General features: G+C 59.5%; 21 protein-coding genes. 6 read left to right on the top strand and 15 right to left on the bottom strand.

Annotation, left to right across the window (positions count from 1 at the left end; genetic code table 11):
* Positions 1-187 precede the first annotated feature (187 nt).
* Both treA and E5K02_RS18455 read right to left on the bottom strand, forming a co-directional pair.
* Positions 188-1753: an alpha,alpha-trehalase TreA gene (gene treA / locus E5K02_RS18460; RefSeq protein WP_135396670.1), complete on the bottom strand. Its 1566-nt coding sequence runs from the start codon at positions 1751-1753 to the stop codon at positions 188-190.
* A gap of 188 nt (positions 1754-1941) precedes the next feature.
* The gene (locus E5K02_RS18455; protein WP_135396669.1) at positions 1942-2655 is read right to left on the bottom strand and encodes a COG3415 family protein; all 714 of its coding nucleotides are present in this window, start codon (positions 2653-2655) and stop codon (positions 1942-1944) included.
* A gap of 162 nt (positions 2656-2817) precedes the next feature.
* Between E5K02_RS18455 and E5K02_RS18450 the strand changes: the two genes are divergently transcribed.
* Positions 2818-3864 (top strand): LacI family DNA-binding transcriptional regulator, encoded by a 1047-nt coding sequence (locus E5K02_RS18450; RefSeq protein WP_262709866.1) that lies wholly within the window; start codon positions 2818-2820, stop codon positions 3862-3864.
* 49 nt (positions 3865-3913) lie between these two features.
* Here the strand turns inward: E5K02_RS18450 and E5K02_RS26090 are convergent, their stop codons facing one another.
* The 3 genes from E5K02_RS26090 to E5K02_RS18440 all read right to left on the bottom strand — a co-directional run bounded on the left by E5K02_RS26090 (position 3914) and on the right by E5K02_RS18440 (position 5892).
* Positions 3914-4039 (bottom strand): hypothetical protein, encoded by a 126-nt coding sequence (locus tag E5K02_RS26090; protein WP_262709865.1) that lies wholly within the window; start codon positions 4037-4039, stop codon positions 3914-3916.
* Positions 4040-4108: 69 nt separating this feature from the next.
* Complete coding sequence (locus E5K02_RS18445) at positions 4109-4411, bottom strand: ASCH/PUA domain-containing protein (RefSeq protein ID WP_206025984.1); 303 nt, start codon at positions 4409-4411, stop codon at positions 4109-4111.
* A 254-nt stretch (positions 4412-4665) separates the two neighbouring features.
* Complete coding sequence (locus E5K02_RS18440; protein WP_135396666.1) at positions 4666-5892, bottom strand: MFS transporter; 1227 nt, start codon at positions 5890-5892, stop codon at positions 4666-4668.
* A 135-nt stretch (positions 5893-6027) separates the two neighbouring features.
* On the opposite strand from E5K02_RS18440, the gene E5K02_RS18435 reads away from it, so the two are divergent.
* Together E5K02_RS18435 and aspA are read left to right on the top strand one after the other, a co-directional pair.
* Positions 6028-6897, top strand: a complete 870-nt coding sequence (locus tag E5K02_RS18435) for a helix-turn-helix domain-containing protein (protein WP_135396665.1) — start codon at positions 6028-6030, stop codon at positions 6895-6897.
* Positions 6898-7067: 170 nt separating this feature from the next.
* Positions 7068-8474: an aspartate ammonia-lyase gene (aspA, locus tag E5K02_RS18430; protein WP_135396664.1), complete on the top strand. Its 1407-nt coding sequence runs from the start codon at positions 7068-7070 to the stop codon at positions 8472-8474.
* 151 nt (positions 8475-8625) lie between these two features.
* Here the strand turns inward: aspA and E5K02_RS18425 are convergent, their stop codons facing one another.
* The 6 genes from E5K02_RS18425 to E5K02_RS18400 form a co-directional block, all read right to left on the bottom strand.
* Positions 8626-9936 (bottom strand): M56 family metallopeptidase, encoded by a 1311-nt coding sequence (locus E5K02_RS18425; protein WP_135396663.1) that lies wholly within the window; start codon positions 9934-9936, stop codon positions 8626-8628.
* A 1-nt stretch (position 9937) separates the two neighbouring features.
* Positions 9938-10303, bottom strand: a complete 366-nt coding sequence (locus E5K02_RS18420) for a BlaI/MecI/CopY family transcriptional regulator (RefSeq protein WP_135396662.1) — start codon at positions 10301-10303, stop codon at positions 9938-9940.
* 149 nt (positions 10304-10452) lie between these two features.
* Entirely contained in the window at positions 10453-11427 is a 975-nt protein-coding gene (locus E5K02_RS18415; protein ID WP_135396661.1) for an alpha/beta fold hydrolase, read from the bottom strand.
* 90 nt (positions 11428-11517) lie between these two features.
* Positions 11518-11775, bottom strand: coding sequence for a hypothetical protein (locus tag E5K02_RS18410; protein WP_135396660.1), 258 nt, complete (start codon positions 11773-11775; stop codon positions 11518-11520).
* A gap of 136 nt (positions 11776-11911) precedes the next feature.
* Positions 11912-14038: a M13 family metallopeptidase gene (locus E5K02_RS18405; protein ID WP_135396659.1), complete on the bottom strand. Its 2127-nt coding sequence runs from the start codon at positions 14036-14038 to the stop codon at positions 11912-11914.
* Positions 14039-14142: 104 nt separating this feature from the next.
* Complete coding sequence (locus E5K02_RS18400; protein ID WP_135396658.1) at positions 14143-16269, bottom strand: M13 family metallopeptidase; 2127 nt, start codon at positions 16267-16269, stop codon at positions 14143-14145.
* Positions 16270-16390: 121 nt separating this feature from the next.
* Here E5K02_RS18400 and E5K02_RS18395 point away from each other — a divergent pair, with 121 nt between their 5' ends.
* Positions 16391-16798: an NUDIX hydrolase gene (locus tag E5K02_RS18395; protein ID WP_135396657.1), complete on the top strand. Its 408-nt coding sequence runs from the start codon at positions 16391-16393 to the stop codon at positions 16796-16798.
* 38 nt (positions 16799-16836) lie between these two features.
* On the opposite strand, the gene namA is transcribed toward E5K02_RS18395, so the two are convergent.
* The 3 genes from namA to E5K02_RS18380 all read right to left on the bottom strand — a co-directional run bounded on the left by namA (position 16837) and on the right by E5K02_RS18380 (position 19127).
* Positions 16837-17910 carry an NADPH dehydrogenase NamA gene (gene namA, locus E5K02_RS18390; RefSeq protein WP_135396656.1) on the bottom strand — a complete coding sequence of 358 codons (1074 nt, stop codon included), beginning with the start codon at positions 17908-17910 and terminating at the stop codon, positions 16837-16839.
* Between the two features lie 122 nt (positions 17911-18032).
* Positions 18033-18641: a pentapeptide repeat-containing protein gene (locus tag E5K02_RS18385; RefSeq protein WP_167856485.1), complete on the bottom strand. Its 609-nt coding sequence runs from the start codon at positions 18639-18641 to the stop codon at positions 18033-18035.
* Between the two features lie 72 nt (positions 18642-18713).
* On the bottom strand, positions 18714-19127 hold the full coding sequence (locus tag E5K02_RS18380; protein WP_135396654.1) for a hypothetical protein: 414 nt from the start codon (positions 19125-19127) through the stop codon (positions 18714-18716).
* Positions 19128-19718: 591 nt separating this feature from the next.
* On the opposite strand from E5K02_RS18380, the gene E5K02_RS18375 reads away from it, so the two are divergent.
* Together E5K02_RS18375 and E5K02_RS18370 are read left to right on the top strand one after the other, a co-directional pair.
* Positions 19719-21500, top strand: coding sequence for a serine hydrolase (locus E5K02_RS18375; protein WP_135396653.1), 1782 nt, complete (start codon positions 19719-19721; stop codon positions 21498-21500).
* A 169-nt stretch (positions 21501-21669) separates the two neighbouring features.
* A complete protein-coding gene (locus E5K02_RS18370; RefSeq protein WP_135396652.1) occupies positions 21670-22704 on the top strand; it encodes a Gfo/Idh/MocA family oxidoreductase in 1035 nt (344 codons plus the stop codon).
* On the opposite strand, the gene E5K02_RS18365 is transcribed toward E5K02_RS18370, so the two are convergent.
* On the bottom strand, positions 22701-23477 hold the full coding sequence (locus tag E5K02_RS18365) for a PPK2 family polyphosphate kinase (RefSeq protein ID WP_135396651.1): 777 nt from the start codon (positions 23475-23477) through the stop codon (positions 22701-22703). The genes E5K02_RS18370 and E5K02_RS18365 overlap by 4 nt on opposite strands.
* Between the last annotated feature and the right edge of the window lie 42 nt (positions 23478-23519).

Genomic DNA, 23519 nt, shown 5'->3' with positions numbered 1-23519 from the left:
CAGTTAAGCCCCGTAGCGCCTATGGTACTACCTTCACCGGTGGGAGAGTCGGTCGCCGCCAACCTTTTTCTACCACGCCCCCTCGCGACCTTGTGCTGCGAGGGGGCGTCGTCGTTTCCAGCCCCCCCGCGCCCGGATGCCCCGATGGCCGGACGCGGGGATTCCGGGGCCAACGGCCAGCCGAAGGTTACCGCCGGACCGGTGGGCGTAGCAGGGAAAGTAACACGCCGTTGGTCCAGCCGAAACCGTCTTGTAGTGGATATTCCCCCCCTCCTGCCAAGCTTGAGGTTGTGGTTACGTTATATTTCTCTAACAGCTTCCCGTTTTTCACAAATACCTGCACGTTGAGCCTAATCCAGCGTTGGGTGACCGTATCGGCAAGGGCAGTGTGCTGGTAACGGTGCAAGCCTTGAATAGCCATGTACTGAAGGGGAGCCCATCCATTAGGAGCATCCCATTGCTGCCCGCTACGGCTTAGTGTAGTTAGCAGGCCCCCGGGCCGTAGAAAGTCAGTTTGCAAACCAGTTGCAACTTGCTGGGTTTGCTTCTTGGTAGCTACTCCGAACGTGAGGGGGAAAACGCCAGCTAGGGTTCGGACAGTGGCAGGTTGCTTGTCTTGCCAATGATAATCGGTAAACCACGCCGCTTTTTCATTCCAGCAGTAGCGTAGAATTGCCTGACGGCGTTGTTTGGCTCTTTGCTGCCATGCCTTAGCAGCAGCGGGTGCTTTCTGTACGCTGTAAGTGCGCGCTATAGTTTCTTCTAACGCTAACAGCAAGCAGTTTAAATCGACAGCTACTAATGAGGTAGTTTGGATGCTCGACAGTGTACTAGCAGGCCCAAACCAGCGCGTACTAAAGTCCCAGCCAGAAGCTGCTGCGGCACGAATGTCTTGGTAGAACCCGGCAGCAGGCCGGTTAGCCGCTTTGGCTGCTGCTACATCTTCAGCATACGACTCTTCCCGCGGCTCTTGGCTACTGTCCCAGTACCGATTGAGCACTTCGCCGCCGGGGAGTCGCACAACTCGGCGTTTCGCTTGGCCACGAACCAAGGAATCAGCCCCAGCCATCCAGTAAGCGTATTCTTTCAATAACTGTGGTTGATAGCGTAGCAAGACTGTATCTCCTTGCTCCTTGGCCAGCAACTCAACCATCAAAGAGAAGAAAGGGGGTTGGGACCGGGTGAGGTAGTACGTACGATTTCCGTTGGGTATGAAACCGTATTGGTCGATTTGGTAGGCAAAATTGTCGAGCATGCTGCGCACGAGAGCCATTTGGTGGGCCTCGCGGAGACCGAGCATAGTGAAATAAGAGTCCCAGTAGTATACTTCCCGGAAACGCCCACCGGGCACGATGTAAGGCTTAGGCAGGGGCAGTAGGGATGAGTAATTGGCAATACTCCCGGTGGCGGGGCGCTGCAGAACGGTCCAGAGCGTATCAAGGTGGGCTTGAATGCCCTTGGCTACGTTACTGTGGTAGACGACTCCATTGTCGGCAGGTAGCTGGAAGTTAGTCCGTACAAATTGGGCTAGCTGGAAGCCCGGCTGTTGCTTCTGCTGGTGCCAAGCCGCCAGAATCGTGGCGGGCGGCTGTAGCGGCACGGCGTCGACGAAGGTTTTGTTGTCGGCAAATACGCGCCCTAGTTGTACGGCTTCGAATAAACCGGGAAATAGCTGCCGGGGGGTGGCAGGCTGGGACCACGCGACTGGGAGCTGGCCCAATAAGGAGACTCCCAAGAGAAGGTATTTGCGCATAAGGCAGGAAGACTGAAGTAAAGGCCTTAAGCAAATCAGCACAGCTATGGCCAGGCGCTATGCTTATCTGTATCCCCCTGGTAAGACTACGCCTCTCCCCTACCCTGCGTGGTAGCCCAGCAAAACTAAAAGCCAGCCCGGAGCAATGCTCCGGGCTGGCTTTTATATGTATTGAGCAGCTAAGACGCTTATGCTGCTTGCTCTTCGGCAAGACGGGAGCTTTGCACCAGTGCGTACGAAGGTTGGCTGCTGGAAGCCAATTGAGCTGTTTCTAGCTGCTTTAGGGCGCGCTGCACAGTCACGGTGCAGATCCGGTCGGCATAGCCGAGTTCTACTACACGCTTGGCAATGAGAGCCAGCGTGAGGCGCTTGCCCTTTGCTGCAGCCTGTTTGGTGAGGCGGCGCAGGAGCGTTTCTAACTTTGGCGTGAGTTTGTTGGGAGCACCGCAGCGGGGCACCGCGTGCAAATAATCTTTAAAGCCCTGCTGCGAAAAAGCCCGCCGCATGCTATAAACCCGGTCGATGCTCAAGCCCAGCAGCTCACCGGACTCCTGTACCGTCAGGTCGGCTACCCAGTGCTGGAGTACCTGCGCCCGGTTGCGCTGTTGTTTGGAGAGAATGTCAGAGTTAATGAAATCAGCGAGGTAAGCCTGTTGCTTGCGGGTAAGGCTTAGAGAATGACGATGACGACCCATGGACAAATACTGACGAGTGCGGCTGGCAATGAACAGTTGGGGTGCAGCGACTTGGCTTTTGTTCCGGCAGAAAGCTGAAGGCCACGGGGCGCTGCTGACCAAAGAATATTTTAACGTGCCGAATGTAGGAAGAGGAAAACAATTGTGCAAACGTTTGCGCAATTGTTTACATATATTCATCTTGCCGACCCGGCGAAAAGTTCTCATCAGAGACGGTAGTAGTATTCAAGCAACCCTACTGCTGCTTGCTCCGAAGCTTTTTCAGCTGAACTACTCAACAACTTCGGTGGTTCTTGAGGCATCATCTTTACTGTCTGGACGGCGGGTTGGCTGATTTGTGCGAACTTGCTGGCTCTATCTCCTGCTTCTGTGTCTACTCATCGCGCTTCCATATCTGATCTTGCTGCCCAGCTCAATCTATCCGTGTCAACTGTTTCACGGGCTCTGAGCGACCATAGCCGCATTAGTGATGCCACCAAGAAACGGGTGTGGGAGCTGGCCCGGCAGTTAAACTATCAGCCTAACCAGTTAGCAGCCGCCTTGCGCAAAGGGCGCAGCAACACGCTTGGCGTGGTGGTACCTCACATTGATGGGCAATTTTTTGCGCTGGTTGTCAAAGGCATTGAAACCATAGCCAACCAAGCCGGCTTCAATGTGATGATCTGCCAATCGAATGAGGACGCGGCGCAGGAGCAGAAGAACGTAGAAACTTTATTGAACGCCCAAGTTGATGGCATTTTGCTGTCCTTATCCCTGTCAACCCACGACTTTGGCTATCTGGAAGAAATCCGGCGCCGGGATATTCCCATGGTTTTCTTCGACCGGGTAGTCGAAAGCAAGGAGGTGAGTGCGGTGGTGCTGAACGACTATCAGGGCGGATATGAAGCCGTGTGCCACCTTATTGAACAAGGCTGCCGACATATTGCGCACTTAGGAGGGCCGCAGCACCTGAATATCTGCCGCAACCGCTACCAGGGTTACGCCGATGCCCTGCAGCACTACGGCCTTCCTCTGGACCCAGCCTTGGTCAGCTTCAGCGACCTGCGTATCCAGGATGGACGCCAAGGCATGGAGTGCCTGTTGGCGCAGGCCCCCCAGCTGGACGCCGTTTTCTCGTGCAACGACTTGGCTCTGGTGGGGGCCATGCAAGTAATCAAGCGCCGGGGCCTGCGTATTCCGCAGGATGTGGCGCTGGCGGGCTTCAGCAACGAGCTATTCGATTCTTTAACCGAGCCCATGCTCACCTCCGTAGACCAGCGCTGCGAAGAAATGGGCCGCACGGCGGTACAGATGCTGCTGGAGCTCATCAACGAAGGCCCAACCAAAGTAGCGCCCCGCCAAGTAGTGCTACAGCCAAACTTGCTGATTCGGGAATCCTCGTTGCGCAGTTCCGTGCTGCAAGAGACAAAAGTCTAGGTAGTCGGCGTGGCTCCCTTCACCCTTGTAAGCAACAAAAAAGCCTGGCTCAGAACGACCAGGCTTTTTTGTTTTTCAGATAATACGACAGGCTTCGCCGCAGCATAAGCTTGACCTGACGCATAACGCGCAGGCTTTCTTCGGTGGTCAGGTGAAGGATGGGAGGAATGTACATGGGCAAATAAGTAAAGTGAATAAAAACCACTTCCGGGAAGTGACGAACAGCAAGGAGTGCTGAAGCAGATTACCACAGCTTGGTATCGTTGATGCCAGGTGGCAGCGGGGGCAACGCCCCGAACCCCACCACGCACCAGCCTGCTTCGAGGCCGAAGGAACCGCCGTGCAAGACGTAGCTGATGGCCCGCAGCAGCTTGCGGCCGGTGTACTGCTCCGTGTCGGGCTCGTATTCCCGCAACAGCAGCACGTCGCCGGCCTGGAAGTTCCGGTCGTTTTCGCGCACGTCGAATGGCTTGGCGCCCGACTCGACGGCGGCAAAACAGGCCGGCCAGGTTTTCAGCTCGTGGGTTTGGCGCGTGGTCAAAGCCACCGGGCCAGAAGATATATTATCCGTTTTCATGGAGAAGAGCATTTGATTTTCGACCAGTAAGCAAGACTAAGCCCGATTTTAAGGAGCAGAAGCTTAGCACTTATTGGGCAGCCCAACCAGCACCGGCGAACAGGGTTGCTGTAGGGTAAAACGAAACGGGCCAACTGCATTGCTGCTAGCAGCTTCAGCAGCCCGGGCCAGGTTTAGGCAGATGAACGTACATTACCAGCCAGCAGCCTGGCTGCCGCTAACAGCTACCTACCGAATGCCGGCTGCAGCGGAGTAGTAGAACGCCGCGGGACAAACTGTAGGGTAAACCCCACTCCTACCAGCACCACCAACAGCCCGGCGACAACCCCCAAGGCCCAACGCAGCGTCAGGGCGTCGGCCAGCCAGCCGATAACCGGCGGCCCGAGCAAAAAGCCGCCGTAGCCGATGGTAGACACAATGCCAAGGGCCGTACCCGGAGCCACATCGTGCTGCTGCCCGGCGGCACTGAATACCGTGGGAACAACGGTCGATAAGCCCAGGCCGATGAGAAACAACCCGCCGATACCGACGGCCGTCAGGGGCAGGAGGAGTAAGCTCAGCAAGCCCACCAACGCCAGCAGCCCCCCCACTACCACCAGCAGCCGGGGCCCGAAACGCAAAGTCAGCGCATCCCCCAAAATACGCCCCGTAGCCATAGCCAGGGAAAAGGCCGCGTAGCCGAGCGGGGCCAGAGCCGGACTAGCTTGGGTGTCCTGCACCAGATAAATGGTACTCCAGTCGGCCATGGCTCCTTCGCCGAGCATGCAGCAGAAGGCCACAACACCCAGGCCCAACACCAGTCGGCTGGGCCAGCGGAAGCCCGTTGGCGTGTTTTCGGCAGCAGTTGCCATGTCGGGCCGGGCAGCACTGGGCAGTAGCTGGGTTGAGGCCAGGGCAACCAGCACGACACTTACCGCTGAAAAACTGAGCAGATGCGAAGCGTAGCTGATGCCTAGTCGAGCACCCAGGGCCCCGGCCCCGGCGCCCAGCATACCGCCGACGCTGAAGGCCGCGTGGAACGAGGACATGATGGGTCGGTGATTCCGCTCTTCCACCTGAATGGCCTGGGCATTCATAGCGACATCGAGCAAGCCAGTAGCGGCACCCAATACCAGAAACAGCCCCATCAGCTGCCCTACGGTAGAAAGCAAAGCCAGCCCCGGAATGAAGGCGCAAAACAAAACAGCTCCGATAGTGGTCATCCGGCGGCTACCAAACTTGGGCAGCAGCCAACTAGCCAGGGGCATGGCTCCCCAGGCTCCCATGGCGTTGCAGAACAGCACCTGTCCTAACTCGCGGTGCACAATGCGGTAGTGCTGCTCCAACTCGGGCAGGCGGGCTGACCAGTTGGCAAACAACAAGCCGTGAAGAAAGAAAATAAGGGTTACCGCCCAGCGGGCACGGTTAAGAGAAACCGGCACCTCTGGGCGGGGAGTCAGCAGACGTGGCATAACTTCTCAGATTACGATGACAAAGGTAGACCAAGCCTACTGACCTCACTATCCACGGGTTAGCCACTTGTAATACTATTTTAACTAAATTTACCCCTGAAACGATTGCGGGGCCCTTTTCTATGTTAACAAAGTATGAAGCTCGAATTTGAAACCATTCAGCCCTCCGCCGGCAGCTCCTTCCGACTGTTGCACTACACCGAAGCCGAGGAGGGCGGCATCCTGTGGCATTACCATCCGGAATACGAGCTGCTCTACATCCCGCAGGGCAGCGGCCGCCGCCACATTGGCCAGCACGTGTCGCACTACGAAGGCGGCGAACTGCTATTTATGGGGCCTAATCTGCCGCACCTGAGCTTTAGCCACGAGCAGCACGGCCCCTTCGAGCAGGTGGTAGTCCAGCTGCGGGCCGACTTTCTGGGCGACACTTTTCTGCAGCGGCCCGAGCTAGCGGCCGTGCAGCAGCTGTTCGTGCGCTCAGGGCAGGGCCTTTCCTTCGGGCCCCAAACCCGGGCTGCCGTGGGCGACGCCCTGCGCCAAATGACCAACCAGCCCGCGCCCTTGCGCCTGCTCACCCTGCTCCAGGTGCTCTACCAGCTGGCCGATGCCACTGACGTAACGGAGCTGCACGCTGATATGGGTAGCTCCGGGGGCGTACAAGTAAAGGAACAGAAGCGCCTGGGCCGCATCTACCAGTATATCCAGGAGCACTTTGCCGAACCCATTACGGTGCAGGACCTGGCCGACGTGGCCAACCTATCGGTGCCGGCCTTCTGCCGCTACTTCAAGAAAATGACCAGCCAAACGCTCACCAATTTTCTGCAGGAGTACCGCATCAGCCACGCCCGCTTGCTGCTGCTGCAGGATTTGCCCATTACGGAGGTGAGCTATGCCAGCGGATTCAACAACCTGTCGCACTTCAACCGCACGTTTCGCCGCCTGACCGGCCTAACGCCCTCGGCCTACCGGGAGCAGAAGGGTGCTACGGCGGTGCTGGTAAGCTAGGCCCGCTTAGTCGAGCTACCAGGCAAAAATGGCGTATTTGCGGACCGTTGCCATCATCGACTGCGCCCTGTAGTTGCGCCAACTTAAGCGCCCCGCTCCTGTTGGCTTTATTTACCGACCCAGCTCCTCTGTTTACGTAGAAGGAGCCCCACCCCATCCCTTGCTACTGTATGAAAAATTCCCGGCTTGAACACGATTTTCTGGGCGAACGGTCTATTCCCGAAGCAGCCTACTACGGTATTCAGACGCTGCGGGCCCTGGAGAACTTCGACATCACCGGTATTCCCCTGCGCACCGAGCCTCTGTTTGTACAGGCCCTGGCCTATGTGAAAAAAGCCGCTGCCCTGGCCAATCGGGACCTGGGTGTACTCGACGCTAACATTGCTGAGTGCATTGCCGCCGCCTGCGACAAAGTAGCCGCCGGCCAGTACGACGACCAGTTCCTGACCGATATGATTCAGGGAGGGGCCGGTACTTCGGTCAATATGAACGCCAACGAGGTGATTGCCAACGTAGCCCTGGAGCTGATGGGCAAGAAAAAGGGGGAGTATGAGTTCTGCCACCCCAACAACCACGTTAACTGCTCCCAGTCGACCAACGACGCCTACCCAACCGCTTTTCGCATTGCACTGAACAACAAGCTGGTAGGCTACCGCGACGCCCTGTCGCAGCTGGCCGATGCCTTTGCCCAGAAGGGGGTAGAGTTCCGCAACGTGCTCAAAATGGGGCGCACCCAGCTGCAGGACGCCGTGCCGATGAGCATGGGCGACGAGTTCAAGGCCTTTGCCACCAACCTGCGCGAAGAACTGCTCCGCATCGAGGACTCCCGCCACCTCATCAGTGAAATCAACATGGGGGCGACGGCCATCGGCACGCGGGTGAATGCCCCGGACGGCTACGCCGAGCTAGTGACCGAGCACCTGCGCACCATCACGGGCCTCGACCTGGTACTGGCCGGCGACTTGATTGAAGCTACCTACGATACGGGCGCTTACGTGCAGCTCTCGGGGGTGCTGAAACGCACGGCCGTGAAGCTCTCCAAGATCTGTAACGACCTGCGGTTGCTGTCCTCGGGGCCGCGCACGGGCTTCAACGAAATCAACCTGCCGCCCCTGCAGCCCGGCTCCAGCATTATGCCCGGCAAGGTAAACCCCGTGGTGCCCGAGGTAGTCAACCAAACGGCCTTCTACGTCATCGGCGCCGACCTGACCGTGACCATGGCCGCCGAGGCCGGACAGCTCCAGCTCAACGTGATGGAGCCCGTCATTTCCTTTGCCCTGTTCACCTCTATTTCCTACATGACCCGGGCCTGCCACACCCTGCGCGAGAAGTGCGTAGTGGGCATTACGGCCAACGTGCAGCACGCCGAGCAGCTGGTTCGCAACAGCGTCGGCATCGTGACGCAGCTCAACCCGGTGTTGGGCTACGAAACCAGCGCCGAAATTGCCAAGGAAGCCCTGCGTACCGGCAAATCGGTGTACGACGTGGCCGTGACCGAGCGGGGGCTGCTTACCCAGGCCAAATGGGACGAAATCTTCACTTTCGAGAACCTGATCCGGCCCCACTACATCCAGTAAGTGGAGCTGGCTCCAACGCACCGATGGGCAGTCTGTAGAACACAGGCTGCCCATTGGCATGCATATACTTGACTGGAAATCGGCTGTTATCCTTTATAAGCTCGCCCAACTATCCCATCAACTGCCCCGCTGCGAGCAGTTGGGGAAGCAGCTACTTACGACCGGCAATAAGCACCGCCCCGTTGGTAGCCCGGGCACCGAAACGTTTCTGCGCATCCTGAGCACTCAGGGAAGTTACCTGCTTGGTTTGGGTAGCCAACGCCTGTTGGAATTCGGCCAGCGTCACTTCCTGGTCGCCGATAAGCAGCAGCTTGCCGCCCAAATCGACCAGGCTGTTGAGCTTACGGTTCAGCGCTACTACTTCGGGGGCGTTTTCGTGCTGCTTGGTCGTAATCAGAATGGCTTCGGTAGCGGTGGTGTTACCCAGCACTTTTCCCAGACTCTCCCCTTTCAGGACATTAACTCCGGCTATGTCGGCCGGGTTGAGCTGGTCGGCATTGGCCTTGGTAGCTGGCTTGCCGTCGATGTAGTAAAGGGCATTTTCGGGCCGGCCGGTGCTCGTCTGCGCGGGGGCCGTGGCGGCTGGCAACGCCGGGCCAGGACCGGCAAAGGCCAGGCTCAGCCCTAAGGTTAACGGCACTAGCAAGGCGTACCGGACCAAGTGCAGCGGCGCCGATGGTTTCTTGTTCATCATGGCAATACGGGTTTTAAGGGGTAGAAAATGGAAATGATTGACCAAGCTGTTTGCCGGGGCCAGCTCGCTAGCCCGCAGCAAACTGTACTGATAGGCTTTGCTATCGAGCCCCGTGTGCAGCACCTGCTGGTCGACGATAAACTCCAGGTTTTCGGCCAGGGCGCGCCGCAGCAGCCACACCGCGGGATTGAACCAGTAGCCCACCACGGCCAGCTGCGCCAGCAGCGTATCGAGCGAGTGCCACTGCCGCACGTGTACCTGCTCGTGGCGCAGCACCAGCGCTAGCTCTGCCGGCTCGTACTGGGCCGGGTTCAGGTAAATGGTTTGCCAGAACGAAAATCCACTAACCGGCTCGGCTAGGTGCCGAATGGCCTGGCCGCTCACCATACCCGGCCGGCTGCGCCGGTGCATAGCCCTTAGGGCCAGTAGCTGCCCCAACAGGCGCAGCAACAGCACCGCGCCGCCGCCGGCATACACCAGGCCCAAGCTGCCCGCAACGTCGAAGCTCGCCGGGGCATTAGGACCTCTGCTCGGCACCACCGTGTACCAGCCGACCACTGTCTGAGGCAGGACCAGCGGCAGCGCGGGCCCCGGCAGCAAACCCGCTACATCAACCAGCGGGTAGAGCGCCGAAAACAGCAGCGCGAAAACCAGAAAGGCCCGGTTGAGTTGGTAAAACGTCAGGGGCCGGAGCAGGGCGTAGTACACCAGGGCAAAGAGCACCAAGGCGACGTTGGCTTGCAGCAGGTACAGCAGAAGGGCCGACATCTTACTCGGATTTGCCTTTTTCTATCATCTCAATGATGTCCTGCAACTCGGCGGCACTGATCTTCTGCTCTTTAGCAAAAAAGGTCACCAGTTCCTTGTAGGAGTTGCGGAAATAGTCGCCGACGAAGGCCGACATAAACCGCTTCCGGTAGTCTTCAGACTTAATCAGGGGGGTGTAGCGAAAAGAGTTGCCCAGCTTTTGCGCCTGCAGATAGCCCTTACGCTCCAGGTTGCGGATGGTAGAGGCCAGGGTGGTGTAAGGCGGGCGGGGCTCGGGTAGCAGCTCCAGCACTTCTTTAGTGAAGCCGCCATCGAGCTTCCAGAGCACCTGCATAGCTTCTTCTTCGGGTTGGGTCAAGCGTTCCATATATTCAATTACGATATCTTCGTAATACTACGAAGTTTTCGTAATAACGGCTACTTCTTCTCCATAAATATTTCTCAGGCCAGCTCACAAACTAAAAACAGCAGCCCGGTTAGAACTGCTGTTCAGAGCGCTGGGACTGCAGAAAGCTACTACGCTTTGCGCGGCAGCTTTTTGGCGAAGGCTGCTACAGCCTGCTTAAACTCCGTCGGGCTTTCGAGCAGGGCGTAATGCTTGCCGGGCACTACCACGTTCTGCTGGTTGGGGAAGTGGAAGCTTTTATAGTGGTCGGGGCCCACCATGTAATCGTCGCGGCCGGAAATAACGAGGACCGGCATTTTCAGCGTAGCCGTAGCCGGGGTCATGTCCTGGGTGTAGGTTTGGATGGCCGGGCCCTGAAAAATGGTGGTGGTAAAATCCCGGTTCGAGGTCATGCCTTTCATCACCCGGCTCACCCGCACGGGCGTCGAGTCGTTGGCAAACATAAACTTGTCCATCAGCCGCTGTTGGCCGAGCAAGCCCATCACCATGCCGAAGCGCTGGGGCAGCGGGGCATTGGGGTCCAGGGGTGGGCGGCTGGCTTCGGGCAGCAGCTTGTAGCCATTGGTGGCCGTGCTTTCCATAGAGGCGGGCAGGTTCAGAATACTGTTGACCAGTACCAGGCCCTGCACCCGCTCGGGGTACTTGCTGGCGTAGGCCGTGGCAATGATGCCGCCGAAGGAGTGCGACATCAGCACCCACTTCTCCAGCTTCAGCTGCTGCCGTACTTCCTCCAGATCCTGCACGATACGGTCGAGGGCGTAATTCTTGTCGGCAGCGGAAGTAGAGCGGCCACTGCCGCGCTGGTCGAGGTAAATCATCTGGAAGTTTTCTTCCAACGACTTGCCGGCCATGGCCTCAATGGCGTAGCTGCCCGCACCGGGACCACCGTGCACAAACAGGCAAGGCAGCCCCTTGCCCGCTACTTTAGTGTACAGCTTGACGCCGTCGGTGGTAGTAATAGCGGGAGTGCCGTTGGCCAGAACAGTTTTCTGCTGGGCTACTACGGGCTCGGCCACGCCGAGAAAGAAGAACAGGAGGGCCAGAAACCAGGCCCGGCCACAGGATTGGGAAAGAATGGATTGCATGAAATAGAAGATAAGAAGGATGAATGTAGCCCGAATATAGAAATTCCGGCTTTGCTACTTCCCTCCTATTCCGGCAAGTGTTGCGGGGCTTCAGCCTTGGGTCCGGCCTTTCAAGTCCCAATGACTGGCAGCTACCTGCTGGCTGCCCGGCTGCCGCTTAATGGTGCGCACATACCGCTCGCCGGCAATGACGCCATCGGGCCGGCGCTTGCCGATAAACAAGGTCACCGGTTCGCCCTGGTCGTTGGTTACGAAGCTGATGTCGAGCCCTTTGAACACGTCGTCAATCTTGGTAGAGGGCTCGTAGATCTTGCTGAGCTTCTGGTCGAGCTGGCGGTGCAACGGCATGGCAAACTGGTAGTGGTACGGCTGGTTTTACGGCTGGCGCCTGGAATCAGCCAAGCTTTTATGGGAAGGATGTCCACAAAAAAGGCGCTCCGTATCGTACGGAGCGCCTTTTTAGCGTTCAGGTAGCGAAGCCAGCCTACCAGATTTTGGCCCGCTCGTTTTCGGCGCGTACCATTTTGCCTTCTTTGCAGCCGAAAGCGTCAAAGAACTGGGGCATGTTCATCAAAGGGCCGTTGGTACGGTACTGGGCCGGGGAGTGCGGGTCGGTCAGCACTTGCTGGCGCAGGTACTCGGGCCGGGCGTTGGTACGCCAGATCTGGGCCCACGACAGGAAGAAGCGCTGCTGGGGCGTGAAGCCGTCGTAGTTGGGGCGTGGGCCGGTGCCGTACTTCTTCTCCAATTGCTTTTCCAGGGCCGAGTACGCCAGGGCCAGGCCGCCAAAGTCAGCCAGGTTTTCGCCCATGGTCAGCTTGCCATTCACAAACACCGAGTCCAGGGGCGAGAAAGCCGAGTACTGGGCGCCCACCATGTCGGCGCGCTTGGTGAAGTTGTCAGCGTCTTCCTTGGTCCACCAGTCGCGCAGGTTGCCCTCGGCATCCGACTGCCGGCCTTTGTCATCGAAGCCGTGGGTGATTTCGTGGCCGATTACGGCGCCCATTCCGCCGTAGTTCACAGCGTCATCGGCCTTGGGGTCGAAGAAGGGGGGCTGCATAATGCCAGCGGGGAACACAATTTCGTTGAGCGACGAATTGTAGTAGGCATTCACCGTGGGCGGGGTCATGCCCCACTCGCCGCGGTCAATCGGCTTACCGAATTTCTTCGCGTCGTCCTTGTACTCCCACATGCGGGCCGCCAGCATATTTTGCAGGTACGACTCGCGCGACATGTTCAGGGCCGAGTAGTCCTTCCACTTGTCGGGGTAGCCGATTTTGACGGTGAAGGAGTTCAGCTTTTTCAGGGCTTCGGTTTTGGTGGCGCTGCTCATCCAGTCGAGCTGCTGGATGTGCTCGGCCATGGAAGCCTTGATGTTGTTCACCATCTCCATGGCCTTCTGCTTGGTTTCGGGCGTGAAGGCCTTATCCACGTAGAGCTGACCGAAGGCTTCCCCCAACGAGCCGTCGGTGGCCCGCAGCATGCGCTTCCAGCGGGGCTGCTGCTGCTTGGCGCCGGTCAGCACCTGGTTGAAGCGGAACGATTCTTCTACGTAGGCCTTGGGCAGAGCCGAGGCGGTGGAGTTGACCAGGTGCCAGCGCAGGTAGGTTTTCCAGTCGGCCACGGGCTCCGACTTCAGAGCGGTGCTGGCCTCCTTCAGGAAGTCGGGCTGGCCCACGATTACTTCCTTGGCGGCCCCCAGGCCCAGCTGCTGGAGCAGGCTCGTTACGCCCAGGTTGGGGAATTGCTGGTTGGCCTGGGCCACCGTCATTTTGTTGTAGTTGGCATACGGGTCACGCAGGGCTACGCGGTCCTTGGAAGCTTTGGCCAACCGGGTTTCCAGGCGCATCACCGTGGCGGCGTTCTTGGCAGCAGTGGCCTCGTTGTCGCCGAGCTGCTTGAACATGTTGGTCAGGTAGGTCGTGTAAGCCGTCCGGATCTGCTTGGAGCGGCCGTCTTCCTTGAGGTAGTAGTCCCGGTCGGGCAAGGTGAGGCCGCCTTGCATCATGTAGACAGCATACTCGGTGCTTTTCTTGCGGTCCTGCGCGACGCCTACCCCCAGTACCGAGCGGGTCTGCAGCATTTGCTGGCGGGCCAGGGCCGCCTGCAGGCCTTTCAGGTCTTTGATAGCCGCTACGCGGTCCAGCTCGGGCTTGAGGTACTTAAGGCCGGCTTTTTCAATGGCCATGGAGTCCATAGCCGAGGCGTAGAAGTCGCCCACCTTTTGCAGGTTGCTGCCTTTAGCAGCGGTCTTGTTGGCGGCCGCCTCGTCCAGAATCTGGCGCATCACGGCCTCGTTCTGGTTGATGAGCGTGTTCCAGGAGCTCCAGCGCGACTCGGCGGCCGGAATCGGGTTGTTTTTCAGCCAGGTGCCCGAGGCGTACTGGAAGAAATTGTCGCAGGGCGACACCGACTTGTCGATGTTGTTGACATCGAGGCCCACGCCGGGTTGGGAGGGCTGAGTGGCTGGCGCAGCGGAAGCCGTGGCCGTCGTTTCGGCCGTAGCCGTCGGGGCCGTGGTGGTGGTAGCAGTGCTGCTGGCAGCGCAGCCGGCCAGAGCGAGGCCCGCGGCTGTACCCAGGGCGAGCAGGAATTGGGTTTTGTTGGTCATTACGCGGTTAAAAGTGGGAGCAGAAAAAGGAACGGCTAAAGCTCTCCGACAAGCGGGGGCGCGGTCTGGTTCCGTCTGGGAAAAAGAGTGTTACGTTTGGTGCGTTACCAGATTTTGGCCCGGTCACCTTCGGCCCGCACCATTTTCTGGCCGGGCTGGCATCCAAAGGCTTCGTAGAACTGGGGCATGTTCATCAGGGGCCCGATGGTGCGGTACTGGCCGGGCGAGTGGGGATCGGTCAGAATCTGCTGGCGCAGGGCCTCGGGCCGGATGTTGGTGCGCCGCAGCTGGGCCCACGACAGGAAGAAGCGCTGCTCGGGCGTGAAACCGTCAATCAGGGGGCGCTTGCCCACGCCGTACTGCTTGTCGAGCTGCTTTTGCAGGGCCTTGTAGACGATGGTGAGGCCGGCAAAGTCAGCCAGGTTTTCGCCCATGGTCAGCTTGCCATTCACGTGCACCGAGTCGAGCGGCGAAAAGGCGTCGTACTGCCGGCCCACTACGGCGGCGCGCTTCGTGAATTCAGCCGCATCGGCGGGCGTCCACCAGTCACGTAAGTTGCCGGCGGCATCATACTGCCGGCCCTGGTCGTCGAAGCCGTGGGTCATTTCGTGGCCCATTACCCCGCCAATGGCCCCGTAGTTCACCGCATCGTCGGCGTTGGGGTCAAAGAAAGGCGGCTGCAGGTAGCCCGCCGGAAACACGATTTCGTTCATCGGCGGGTTGTAATAGGCATTGATGGTGGGTGGGGTCATGCCCCACTCATTCCGGTCGATGGGGCCGCCGTATTTTTTCACATCCTGGCGGTAATCCCACTCCCGGGCGGCCAGCACGTTGCGCACAAACGACTCCCGGCTGATTTTCAACTCCGAGTAGTCTTTCCACTTGTCGGGGTAGCCGATTTTTACCCGCAGAGCATTCAGCTTTTTCAGGGCCTCGGCCTTGGTCGGCTCACTCATCCAGGTGTTGGTCTGGATATGCTCGGCCATGGAGGCCTTGATGTTGGCCAGCATGTCGAGGGCCTTTTGCTTGGCCGCCGGCGAAAAAGCCTTGTCGACGTAGAGCTGACCGAAGGCTTCGCCCAGGGTGCCATCGGTAGCGGCCAGCATGCGCTTCCAGCGCGTGAGAGGTTGCTTGGCGCCGGTCAGAGCTTGGTTGAAGCGGAAGTTCTCATCCACGAAAGCCTTGGGCAGGCCCGAGGCTACCGAGCGGACCGTAAACCAGCGCAGGTAGGTTTTCAAGTCGCCCACGGGCTCGGTTTTCAACACGTTATCTACTTCGGTCAGGAAAGCCGGCTGGCCCACTACGACCTCCTTAGCCGCGCCCAGGCCCAGCTGCTGGAGCAGGCGCTGGGGGTTCAGCGTGGGATAGCGCTTCTGGAGCTCGGCTACCGTGAGCTTGTTGTAGTTGCTCTGCGGGTCGCGCAGTTCCACGCGGGTGCGGGAAGCCTTGGCCAGGCGGGTTTCAATCCGCTCGACGGTACCCGCGTTTTTCTGGGCGGTGGCCTGGTCGTCGCCCAGCAGGGCAAACATATTCGTCAGGTACTTGCGGTAGGCCGTCCGGATGGCTTCGGTGCGGGCATCCTGCTTGAAGTAATAATCCCGGTCGGGCAAGGTGAGGCCGCCCTGGCTGAAGCCGATGGTGTACTGGGTTGAGTTTTTCTCGTCTACTTCCACACCCGCTCCGAAGAAAGCGCCGGTCTGCAACAGGCGCTGGCGGGCAATTTCATCCTGCACGCCCTTCAGGTCTTTGATAGCGGCAATGCGGTCCAGCTCGGGTTTCAACGGCGTGATGCCCGCCTTTTCAATGGCGACCGTATCCATGGCAGCGGCGTAGAAGTCGCCTACCTTTTGGGTATTCGAGCCCTTCGCCGCCGAGCGGTTGGCGGCAGCTTCTTCCAGCAACTGACGCAGCAGCAGCTGGGTACGGTCGTTGAGCAGGTTGCGCGGGCCCCAGCTGGACGCATAAGAAGGTATAGGGTTGTTTTTCAACCAGGTACCACCCGAAAACTGAAAGAAGTCCTCGCAGGGCGACACCGACCGGTCCAGGTCCGCTACGTTGATGCCCACGCCTTGCTGAGGGGCGGCAGTCGTAGTAGAAGTGGCGGCGGTAGAGGCCGTAAGCGTAGCGGGTGGGGTGGCGGCCGTTTGCGGAGTTTGGCTGCTGGTGGCACAACCAGCCAGGCTTAGGCCCGCTACTGCCAGACAGGCCTGCAGGGTAGTAGATTTAATCATGCAGCAACATACAAATTGGAAAGGTCTTGTAAAGACCTATGTTGGTGATGGAAGCTGCATTGCCTCAATTTATCTTCGCCCTACACTTCTATATAGGACTCCCCCAATTTCTGTTGGCCGTATGCCCGTTATCGACAAAGTAGCCTGGCTATATCTGCACGAAGGCCGTTTGCTGAGCACCCGCAGCCGGGGCAAAGACCGGTACTACTTTCCCGGCGGCAAGCGGGAACCGGGCGAAACCGACGCGCAGACCCTGATCCGGGAAATCCGGGAAGAACTGACCGTGGAGCTGCGGCCCGGCAGCCTGCGCTACATCGGTACCTTCGAGGCCCAGGCCCACGGCCACGCCGAAGGCGTTCTAGTACGCATGATCTGCTACGCGGCCGAGTACGAAGGCACCTTGCAGCCGGCCGCCGAAATCGAAGAAGTGGCCTGGCTCACCTACCACGACCGGCCCCGGGTTTCGCCCGTCGACCAGCTCATTTTTGACTGGCTGGTCGAGCAAGGGCAGCTGGACAAACAGATGTAGCCAGCCACGCCGGCTGGCTGCATCTGTGCCGGGGCCAGTTACTTATGCCGCTTGGCGCGGGCGTACTGATCGGGCCAGGCTACGTCGACGCCCAGCTCCTGGGCAGCGTGCAGAGGAAAATGCGGGTCGCGCAGCATCTCGCGGGCCAGCAGTACCAGGTCGGCCTGGCCGCTGGCAATAATAGCTTCAGCTTGGGCAGCATTGGTAATAATGCCCACGGCCCCGGTCAGAATGCCGGCTTCCTTTTTAACTCGCTCGGCAAACTCCACCTGGTAGCCGGGCCCCACCGGAATCTGGGCCGTGGGCACGTTGCCGCCGGTGGAGCAGTCGATTAAGTCGACGCCTTTTTCTTGTAAAGCACGGGCCAGCGCTACGGATTCTTCCACCGTCCAGCCGCCCTCAGTCCAGTCGGTGGCCGAGATGCGCACCAGCAGCGGGTAGTCGGCGGGCCACTCGGCGCGGGTAGCATCCACGACCTGCAGCAACAGCCGGATGCGGTTTTCGAAGGAGCCGCCGTAGGCATCGGTGCGGGCGTTGCTCAGGGGCGAGAGAAACTCGTGCAGCAGGTAGCCGTGGGCCGCATGTACCTCAATAACCTGAAAGCCAGCCGCCAGAGCCCGGCGCGTCGCCGCCCGAAAATCAGCAATAACTTTGTCGATACCGGCCTGGTCGAGCTCCGTGGGCGCGGGCTGCCCGGCATGAAACGGTACGGCGCTGGGAGCCACCGTCTGCCAGCCGCCTTCGTGGGCCGGCACCACCCCGGTAGGTTTCCAGGGGCTGTTGGTGCTGGCCTTGCGCCCGGCATGGGCCAGCTGAATCCCGGCCGCAGCGCCATACTGCTTTAGGAAAGTGGTAATGCGCTGTAGGCCCGGCAGGTGCTCCTCTTTCCAAATGCCCAGGTCGTCGGGCGTGATGCGGCCTTCGGGGGCCACGGCCGTAGCTTCCACGATAATAAGGCCGGCCCCACCCACGGCCCGGCTGCCCAGGTGCACTAAGTGAAAGTCGTTGGCAAATCCATCTTCGCTGCTGTACATGCACATGGGCGAAACGGTGATGCGGTTTTTTAAGGTCAGGCCGCGAATGGTGAGCGGGGTAAACAAGCTGGCAGACATACCGAATAAGATTAGGCGTGCGAATAAGTAGCCTAAACCGGATTTGCCAAGCGCGGGTTTTTACTGCTCAGCCATAAGTGGCCCAGCAACCCGGCCTGCGGCTGATTGCCTTGCCGGCAGACTCACTCCACAATCACCCCGTACTTGCTGACCAGGCCCAGCAGGCCCGGCAGCGTAAAGCGGGCCTTGGTGAGCGTGTTGCCCTCGGGGTCGATGCTGAACTGCGAGGCGGTGGTGAAGTCGGCGCCGGTGAGCAGGGTATTGCGGAACACGGCGTTGCTGAGGGTGCAGTCCTGAAAGACGGCCTCCGTTAGGTCGGCGCTGGTAAAATCGGCGTCGGTCAGGGAGCAGCGCACAAACTTGGTGGCCCGCAGCTTCTTGCCAAAAAAGGATGCGTAGTGCAGTTGGCAGCCCTCGAAGTGCACTTCAAACAGAAAGTCGCGGCAGGCCGCAAACTGCACCCCCGAGAGTTTGCAGTCGGTGAAGGCGACGTTTTGCAGGCCGGCGCCCGAGAGCTTGGCCGAGGCCAGATTGCACCGCTCAAACAGGCAGTCCGTAAACCGGAAGTGGCCCAGGCTGGCCCCGGAAAAGTCGCAGCCTACAAAATGGCACTGCTCGAACTCGGTTTCCGGATGAGCCGCCAGGGTGTGGGCATCCCAGCGCTCAAACCGGTTTTCGGCGGCAAAAACGCTGGGCCGGCGGGCGGGTTGGGCACCACGACGTTGTTTCATAGAGGTAGCAGAAAGCAAGAAGGAAAACATCCTGACCGGGCCTGACAAGCCTGGTACATCGGAATTAGTTGCCTAGGGCTGGTGCTGCAGCCAGCTGATAGCCTCGCCTTCTTCCACAAACCGCTCCCCCAGAAAAGGCTTGTCCAGAAAGTAGGCCGGCGGCGGGAAGGCCGCATCGGCATCCTGTTCGCGCAGCGTCACCGGGGCCAGCAGATACGCCAGATACGTGCGCTGGCCCAGGCGGGGGTGCAGCAAGGGCAGAAAGGTAGAAACCATCCACTGGGCGCCTTCCCGGTCGGTGTTGAAGCGGCGGCGCCCGTCGAGCAACCAGTGGCGGCAGTTGTGGTAAGCTGCATGTTCAAGTAAGTGCAGGTAGCCCTGCTGCATCTCCGCCAGCGAAATGAGCCGCTGCCAGCGCACAACCAGGATGTTCAGGTCGGGACGAAAGCTGATGGTCAGAAAATCGGGCGGAGCAGGCAAAGTCATAAGCACGGCAACAGGCCTACAAAGCTACAGTTCAGCTGCACAAACCAGCACTTCTGCCCACAAATGATTAGCCTCAGACACAAAAACAGGCTCGAGCCAACGCCCCCTGTAAATTAAGGAGTGAGTTCCCAAGGGCCCCAGCTGCTACTTGCCCGGATGTAACGCCGTATTACCTGGTCCCGGCTCGGTCTTTCGGCCAGGGCTCGGCTGCTGTTCACTGACTTGGGCCTCTACGGAGTCAGTATTCCTTCCTGGCAAGCTTCCACACACCACTTCTGAGTATTTTGCTTGCCTGACGATTCTTGCCATTTGTGCCCCTAGTATCATCCCCTACCGGTCAGCGGCTCCGTTTATCACAACACGCCATAATTCTATTACTTGAAATTCAAGCAAGGCTATAGGATGGCAGACCAATTCTGCTACATACTAGCCATCAACCAACTAGACAGACAATCTACTTTAAAAAGCACAAATTATTCTTATAAAGTGCTTAGCATTTATTCGGAATAATCCAATAAACTTGTAATTCAGTCGGAAGACTGTCCCGTTCTGAAAAGCATGGTGTAGCTCCTTACTTGCCAAGTTGGATTTGTGAAGAAATTACTGGCCCTGTTCCTGGGGCTGCTTACCGTACCGGCCCTGGCGCAAACGGGCGCTTCTACTCCCCAGCTGGCGCATTGCGACGCGGTCATCCAGCAGTTTATGCACCGTTGGAAGATTCCGGGTGCCTCTGTGGCTATCAGCCGGCACGGCAAGCTGGTGTATTCCCGCGCCTTCGGCTACGCCGACCTCAACCGGACCGTGCCTATGCGGCCTTCTCACCTGCTGCGGGTAGCCAGCGTGTCGAAGCCCGTGACGGCCACGGCTATTATGAAGCTGGTTGAAGCCGGGCAGATCGAGCTCCACCACAAGGCCTTCGGCCCGGAAGGCTACTTGCAGTCGGCCTACTATACCAGCGCAATTCGCGACGAGCGGATTTACGATATCACGGTGCAGCAGCTGCTAGAACACAGCGCCGGCTGGAACCGCAACAACGGCACCGACGGCTTCAGCAGCTCCGACCCCATCGACTTCCCCCTGCACGTAGCCGACGTGCTGAGCGCGCCCAACCCCGTCGGCGACTCAACCATGGTGCGCTTCCTGCTCACCAAAGGCCTGGATTTTAAGCCCGGGGCGCGCTTTGCGTATTCCAACGTGGGCTACCTCGTGCTGGGCAAGATCCTAGAGAAAGTGACCGGCCAGCCCTACGAAGCCTGGGTGCAGGGGCATATCCTGCAGCCGGCCGGCATCTACGAAGCCCACCTAGGCCACAACCTGCTGGCCGAAAAAACCGAGCGGGAGGCCGAATACTTCAGCAAAGACCACCGCTCGTCTTGCTACGGCACCGGCAAAACCGTGCCCGCCGCCTACGGCAGCTGGAACCTGGAGGCCATGAATGCCCACGGCGGCTGGCTGTTTACGGCCCGCGACTTGGTGCGTTTTATGCTGGCCACCGACGGCGACTCGCTCCACCCCGATGTACTCAGCCCGGCCACCATCAGCCAAATGATGGAGCCCTCGGACAACAACCGTCACTACAGCAAAGGCTGGATGGTGAGCAAGAAAGTGAACTGGCACACCGGCAGCCTCGATGGTACGGCCAGCTGCGTGGCCCAGACGGCCGACGGCTACACCTGGGCTATTCTGCTTAATGGCCGCGCCAACCCTAACCGCTTCTGGAACGACCTCGAGAAGCTCGGCTGGGACTGCGTGGAAGGGGCTACGACCTGGCCTACCCAGGACTTTTTTCCGCCCAACCGGAATGCCGCCAACCTGAAAGGCGCCGCCGCCGCTGCCGGCACGGCTTCTCTGCGCTGGACCAACGGCAACGGCAGCCGGCGGCTGGTGATTCTGAAGGAAGGCAGCCCGGTAGAAACCTTTCCCGAAGATGGCACCAGCTACGCGCCTAATACTGCGTTTGGCCACGGCTCGGCGCTGGGCAAAGGCACCTACGTAGTAGCGGCCGGCCCCGACAGTACCGTCACGATTCGAAACCTGGCCCCGAACAAGACCTACTACGCCCGCGTGGTAGAATACTTTCAGAACGAGGCGACCGGCCAGCAGGCTATGTACGCCCTGGATGGCAACCCCACGTGGCAGTTTCACACTCCGGCGGCGCCCTCTCTACTAGCCAAGCTCAGCCGAACCGCTCCTAAAAAGCCCGCGGCCACTACTCAGCGCACGGGCAAAAGCGTGAGCGTAAGCAAGGCTCCCGTTAAAAAGGTGGCCCCAGCGGCCAAGCCCGCTACGACGCCCACCGGCTCTTCCCAATCGTATCTGGACAGGCTGCGCAGCCGGAGCCGGGAACTGCTGAAGTGGTTTGCCAAAGCCTAAGAATTTGCTCGTAGCAGAGTGGGCCCCGGGCGGCAAGTCAACGCGGGGTCCAGGCCGCGCGTAAGGCGGCCCGGCGGATAGGCGTTGCGGGAATGGCTTTCTGGCGTCATCTTGCCGGGCCAAACCACTTTCTCGCAACGGGCGTTACCCCGCTTTTCGGCTACTGACTATGACAAAGATTCGCACGGGCCTGCTGGCCTACGGCATGTCGGGCAAGGTATTTCATGCGCCCTTCGTGGCCACGCACCCCGGCTTTGAGCTAACCGCCGTAACCGAACGAAGCCGCAAGGAGGCCCAGCGCCAGTACCCCGCCGTGGTCAGCTACGACAGCGTGGAAGCCCTGCTGGCCGACGATAGTCTGGAGCTGATTGTGGTGAACACGCCCAGCAACACCCACGCCGACTTCACGCGCCAGGCCCTGCTGGCCGGCAAGCACGTGTTGCTGGAAAAGCCCGTGGCCACCTCGCCCGACGAAGTACGCGACCTGTGGGGCCTGGCCCGGCAGCAGGGCAAGCACCTGCTGGCCTACCAGAACCGCCGCTGGGACAGCGACTTTCAGCTGGTGAAGCACGTGGTGGAAAGCGGACAGCTGGGGCAGCTTATCGAGGTTACGTTCCGCTACGACCGGTTCAAGACGACGCTGAATCCCAAGCCGTTCAAGGAAACGCCCCTGCCCGGTAGCGGCCTGCCCTACGACCTGGGCCCCCACTTACTTGACCAAGCCATCAGCCTGTTTGGCCAGCCCCTACAGTCGCGCAAAACCGCTGGCCGCTTCCGGGCAGGCACCCGGGTCGACGACTACTTCTCGATTCAACTGCTGTACCCAAACTTTACGGTGACCGTAGCCTCGGGCCTGCTGATTGCCGACCCGCTGCCGGCCTTCGTGCTGCACGGCACCCAGGGCAGCTTCCGCAAAACCCGCGGCGACGTGCAGGAGGCGCAGCTCATCAGTGGCCTTTCTCCCTTAGCCCCCGAGTACGGCCTGGAACCAGCTGACCAGGCTGGCGTGCTTACCGTGGCCGGCGGCAACGACGTGAAAACCACCACGGTGCTTCCCACGGCCAAAGGGGATTACACGGGCTTGTTTGAGGCAGTGTACCAGACCATTCGCAATAACGTGCCTTACCCTATCCGGGAAGAGCAGCTCTTGTGGCAGAACGAAATTCTGGCCCAGGCCGACGACAAGGTCTGGACGTTGTACTAAGTCTGCTTGGGGCGCTCCAGCTTGCTGGCCGGGTATTGAGGGTTCATTTCCTGCAGCGCATCGCGCAGGGTTTTAGCTACCTGGTACGCTTTGTACCAGTTTTGGTCGGCGGGCACCACGTGCCAGGGGCAGCTAGCGGGGTTGCAGTGCCGGAATACGTCCTCGTAGACCTTGCGGTAGAGCGGCCACTTTTTGGCCTTGGCCTCGTCCCCGGCTTCGTATTTCCACTGTTTGGTCGGGTCGCTGATGCGCTCTTGCAGGCGCTGGCGCTGCTCGTCTTCCGATACGTGCAGGTAGAATTTGAGCACCGTGGTGCCGGCCTGCTGCAGGAGCTTTTCGAAGGCATTGATGGCCGTGAAGCGCCGCCGGGCTTCTTCCGTGGTTATCAGCTGCTCGACCCGCGTAATAAGCACATCCTCGTAGTGGGAGCGGTTGAATACCTGAATCATGCCGTGCCGGGGTGCCTGCAGGTGCACGCGCCACAGAAAGTCGTGGGCCAGCTCCTCCGTAGTAGGTTCTTTGAAGGAATGTACCCGCACGCCCTGGGGGTTTAAGCCGCTGAACACCTTACGAATCAGGCCATCTTTGCCGCTGGCGTCCATGCCTTGCAGAATCACCAGCACGCTGCGGCGGTTCTCGGCATACAGGCTGTCCTGCAGCTCCACCAGATCCTGACGGATTCGTTTTAAATCACGCTCTGCCTCCGCCTTATGTAAGCCCTCTGGCGCGCGGCTGGGGAGTTGCTGCAAATTATAGGTAGTGGAAGAGGCCATCGGCAGCTTAAGATAACAGAACCCGAAACCCGAGTATACGGC

The sequence above is a fragment of the Hymenobacter metallicola genome, assembly GCF_004745645.1.
GTDB lineage: Bacteria > Bacteroidota > Bacteroidia > Cytophagales > Hymenobacteraceae > Hymenobacter > Hymenobacter metallicola.
This window is presented reverse-complemented; position numbering and strand designations above follow the sequence as displayed.

Excerpts from the sequence above, each read along its gene's own strand:
- E5K02_RS18380 (WP_135396654.1), bottom strand. The coding sequence starts at position 19,127 with ATGACTTTGCCTGCTCCGCCCGATTTTCTGACCATCAGCTTTCGTCCC.
- E5K02_RS26090 (WP_262709865.1), bottom strand. The coding sequence starts at position 4,039 with ATGTACATTCCTCCCATCCTTCACCTGACCACCGAAGAAAGCCTGCGC.
- E5K02_RS18395 (WP_135396657.1), top strand. The coding sequence starts at position 16,391 with ATGCCCGTTATCGACAAAGTAGCCTGGCTATATCTGCACGAAGGCCGT.
- E5K02_RS18440 (WP_135396666.1), bottom strand. The coding sequence starts at position 5,892 with ATGCCACGTCTGCTGACTCCCCGCCCAGAGGTGCCGGTTTCTCTTAAC.
- aspA (WP_135396664.1), top strand. The coding sequence starts at position 7,068 with ATGAAAAATTCCCGGCTTGAACACGATTTTCTGGGCGAACGGTCTATT.
- E5K02_RS18415 (WP_135396661.1), bottom strand. The coding sequence starts at position 11,427 with ATGCAATCCATTCTTTCCCAATCCTGTGGCCGGGCCTGGTTTCTGGCC.
- E5K02_RS18405 (WP_135396659.1), bottom strand. The coding sequence starts at position 14,038 with ATGACCAACAAAACCCAATTCCTGCTCGCCCTGGGTACAGCCGCGGGC.
- E5K02_RS18385 (WP_167856485.1), bottom strand. The coding sequence starts at position 18,641 with ATGAAACAACGTCGTGGTGCCCAACCCGCCCGCCGGCCCAGCGTTTTT.
- E5K02_RS18370 (WP_135396652.1), top strand. The coding sequence starts at position 21,670 with ATGACAAAGATTCGCACGGGCCTGCTGGCCTACGGCATGTCGGGCAAG.
- E5K02_RS18365 (WP_135396651.1), bottom strand. The coding sequence starts at position 23,477 with ATGGCCTCTTCCACTACCTATAATTTGCAGCAACTCCCCAGCCGCGCG.
- E5K02_RS18400 (WP_135396658.1), bottom strand. The coding sequence starts at position 16,269 with ATGATTAAATCTACTACCCTGCAGGCCTGTCTGGCAGTAGCGGGCCTA.
- E5K02_RS18435 (WP_135396665.1), top strand. The coding sequence starts at position 6,028 with ATGAAGCTCGAATTTGAAACCATTCAGCCCTCCGCCGGCAGCTCCTTC.
- E5K02_RS18455 (WP_135396669.1), bottom strand. The coding sequence starts at position 2,655 with ATGAGAACTTTTCGCCGGGTCGGCAAGATGAATATATGTAAACAATTG.
- treA (WP_135396670.1), bottom strand. The coding sequence starts at position 1,753 with ATGCGCAAATACCTTCTCTTGGGAGTCTCCTTATTGGGCCAGCTCCCA.
- namA (WP_135396656.1), bottom strand. The coding sequence starts at position 17,910 with ATGTCTGCCAGCTTGTTTACCCCGCTCACCATTCGCGGCCTGACCTTA.
- E5K02_RS18420 (WP_135396662.1), bottom strand. The coding sequence starts at position 10,303 with ATGGAACGCTTGACCCAACCCGAAGAAGAAGCTATGCAGGTGCTCTGG.
- E5K02_RS18410 (WP_135396660.1), bottom strand. The coding sequence starts at position 11,775 with ATGCCGTTGCACCGCCAGCTCGACCAGAAGCTCAGCAAGATCTACGAG.
- E5K02_RS18425 (WP_135396663.1), bottom strand. The coding sequence starts at position 9,936 with ATGTCGGCCCTTCTGCTGTACCTGCTGCAAGCCAACGTCGCCTTGGTG.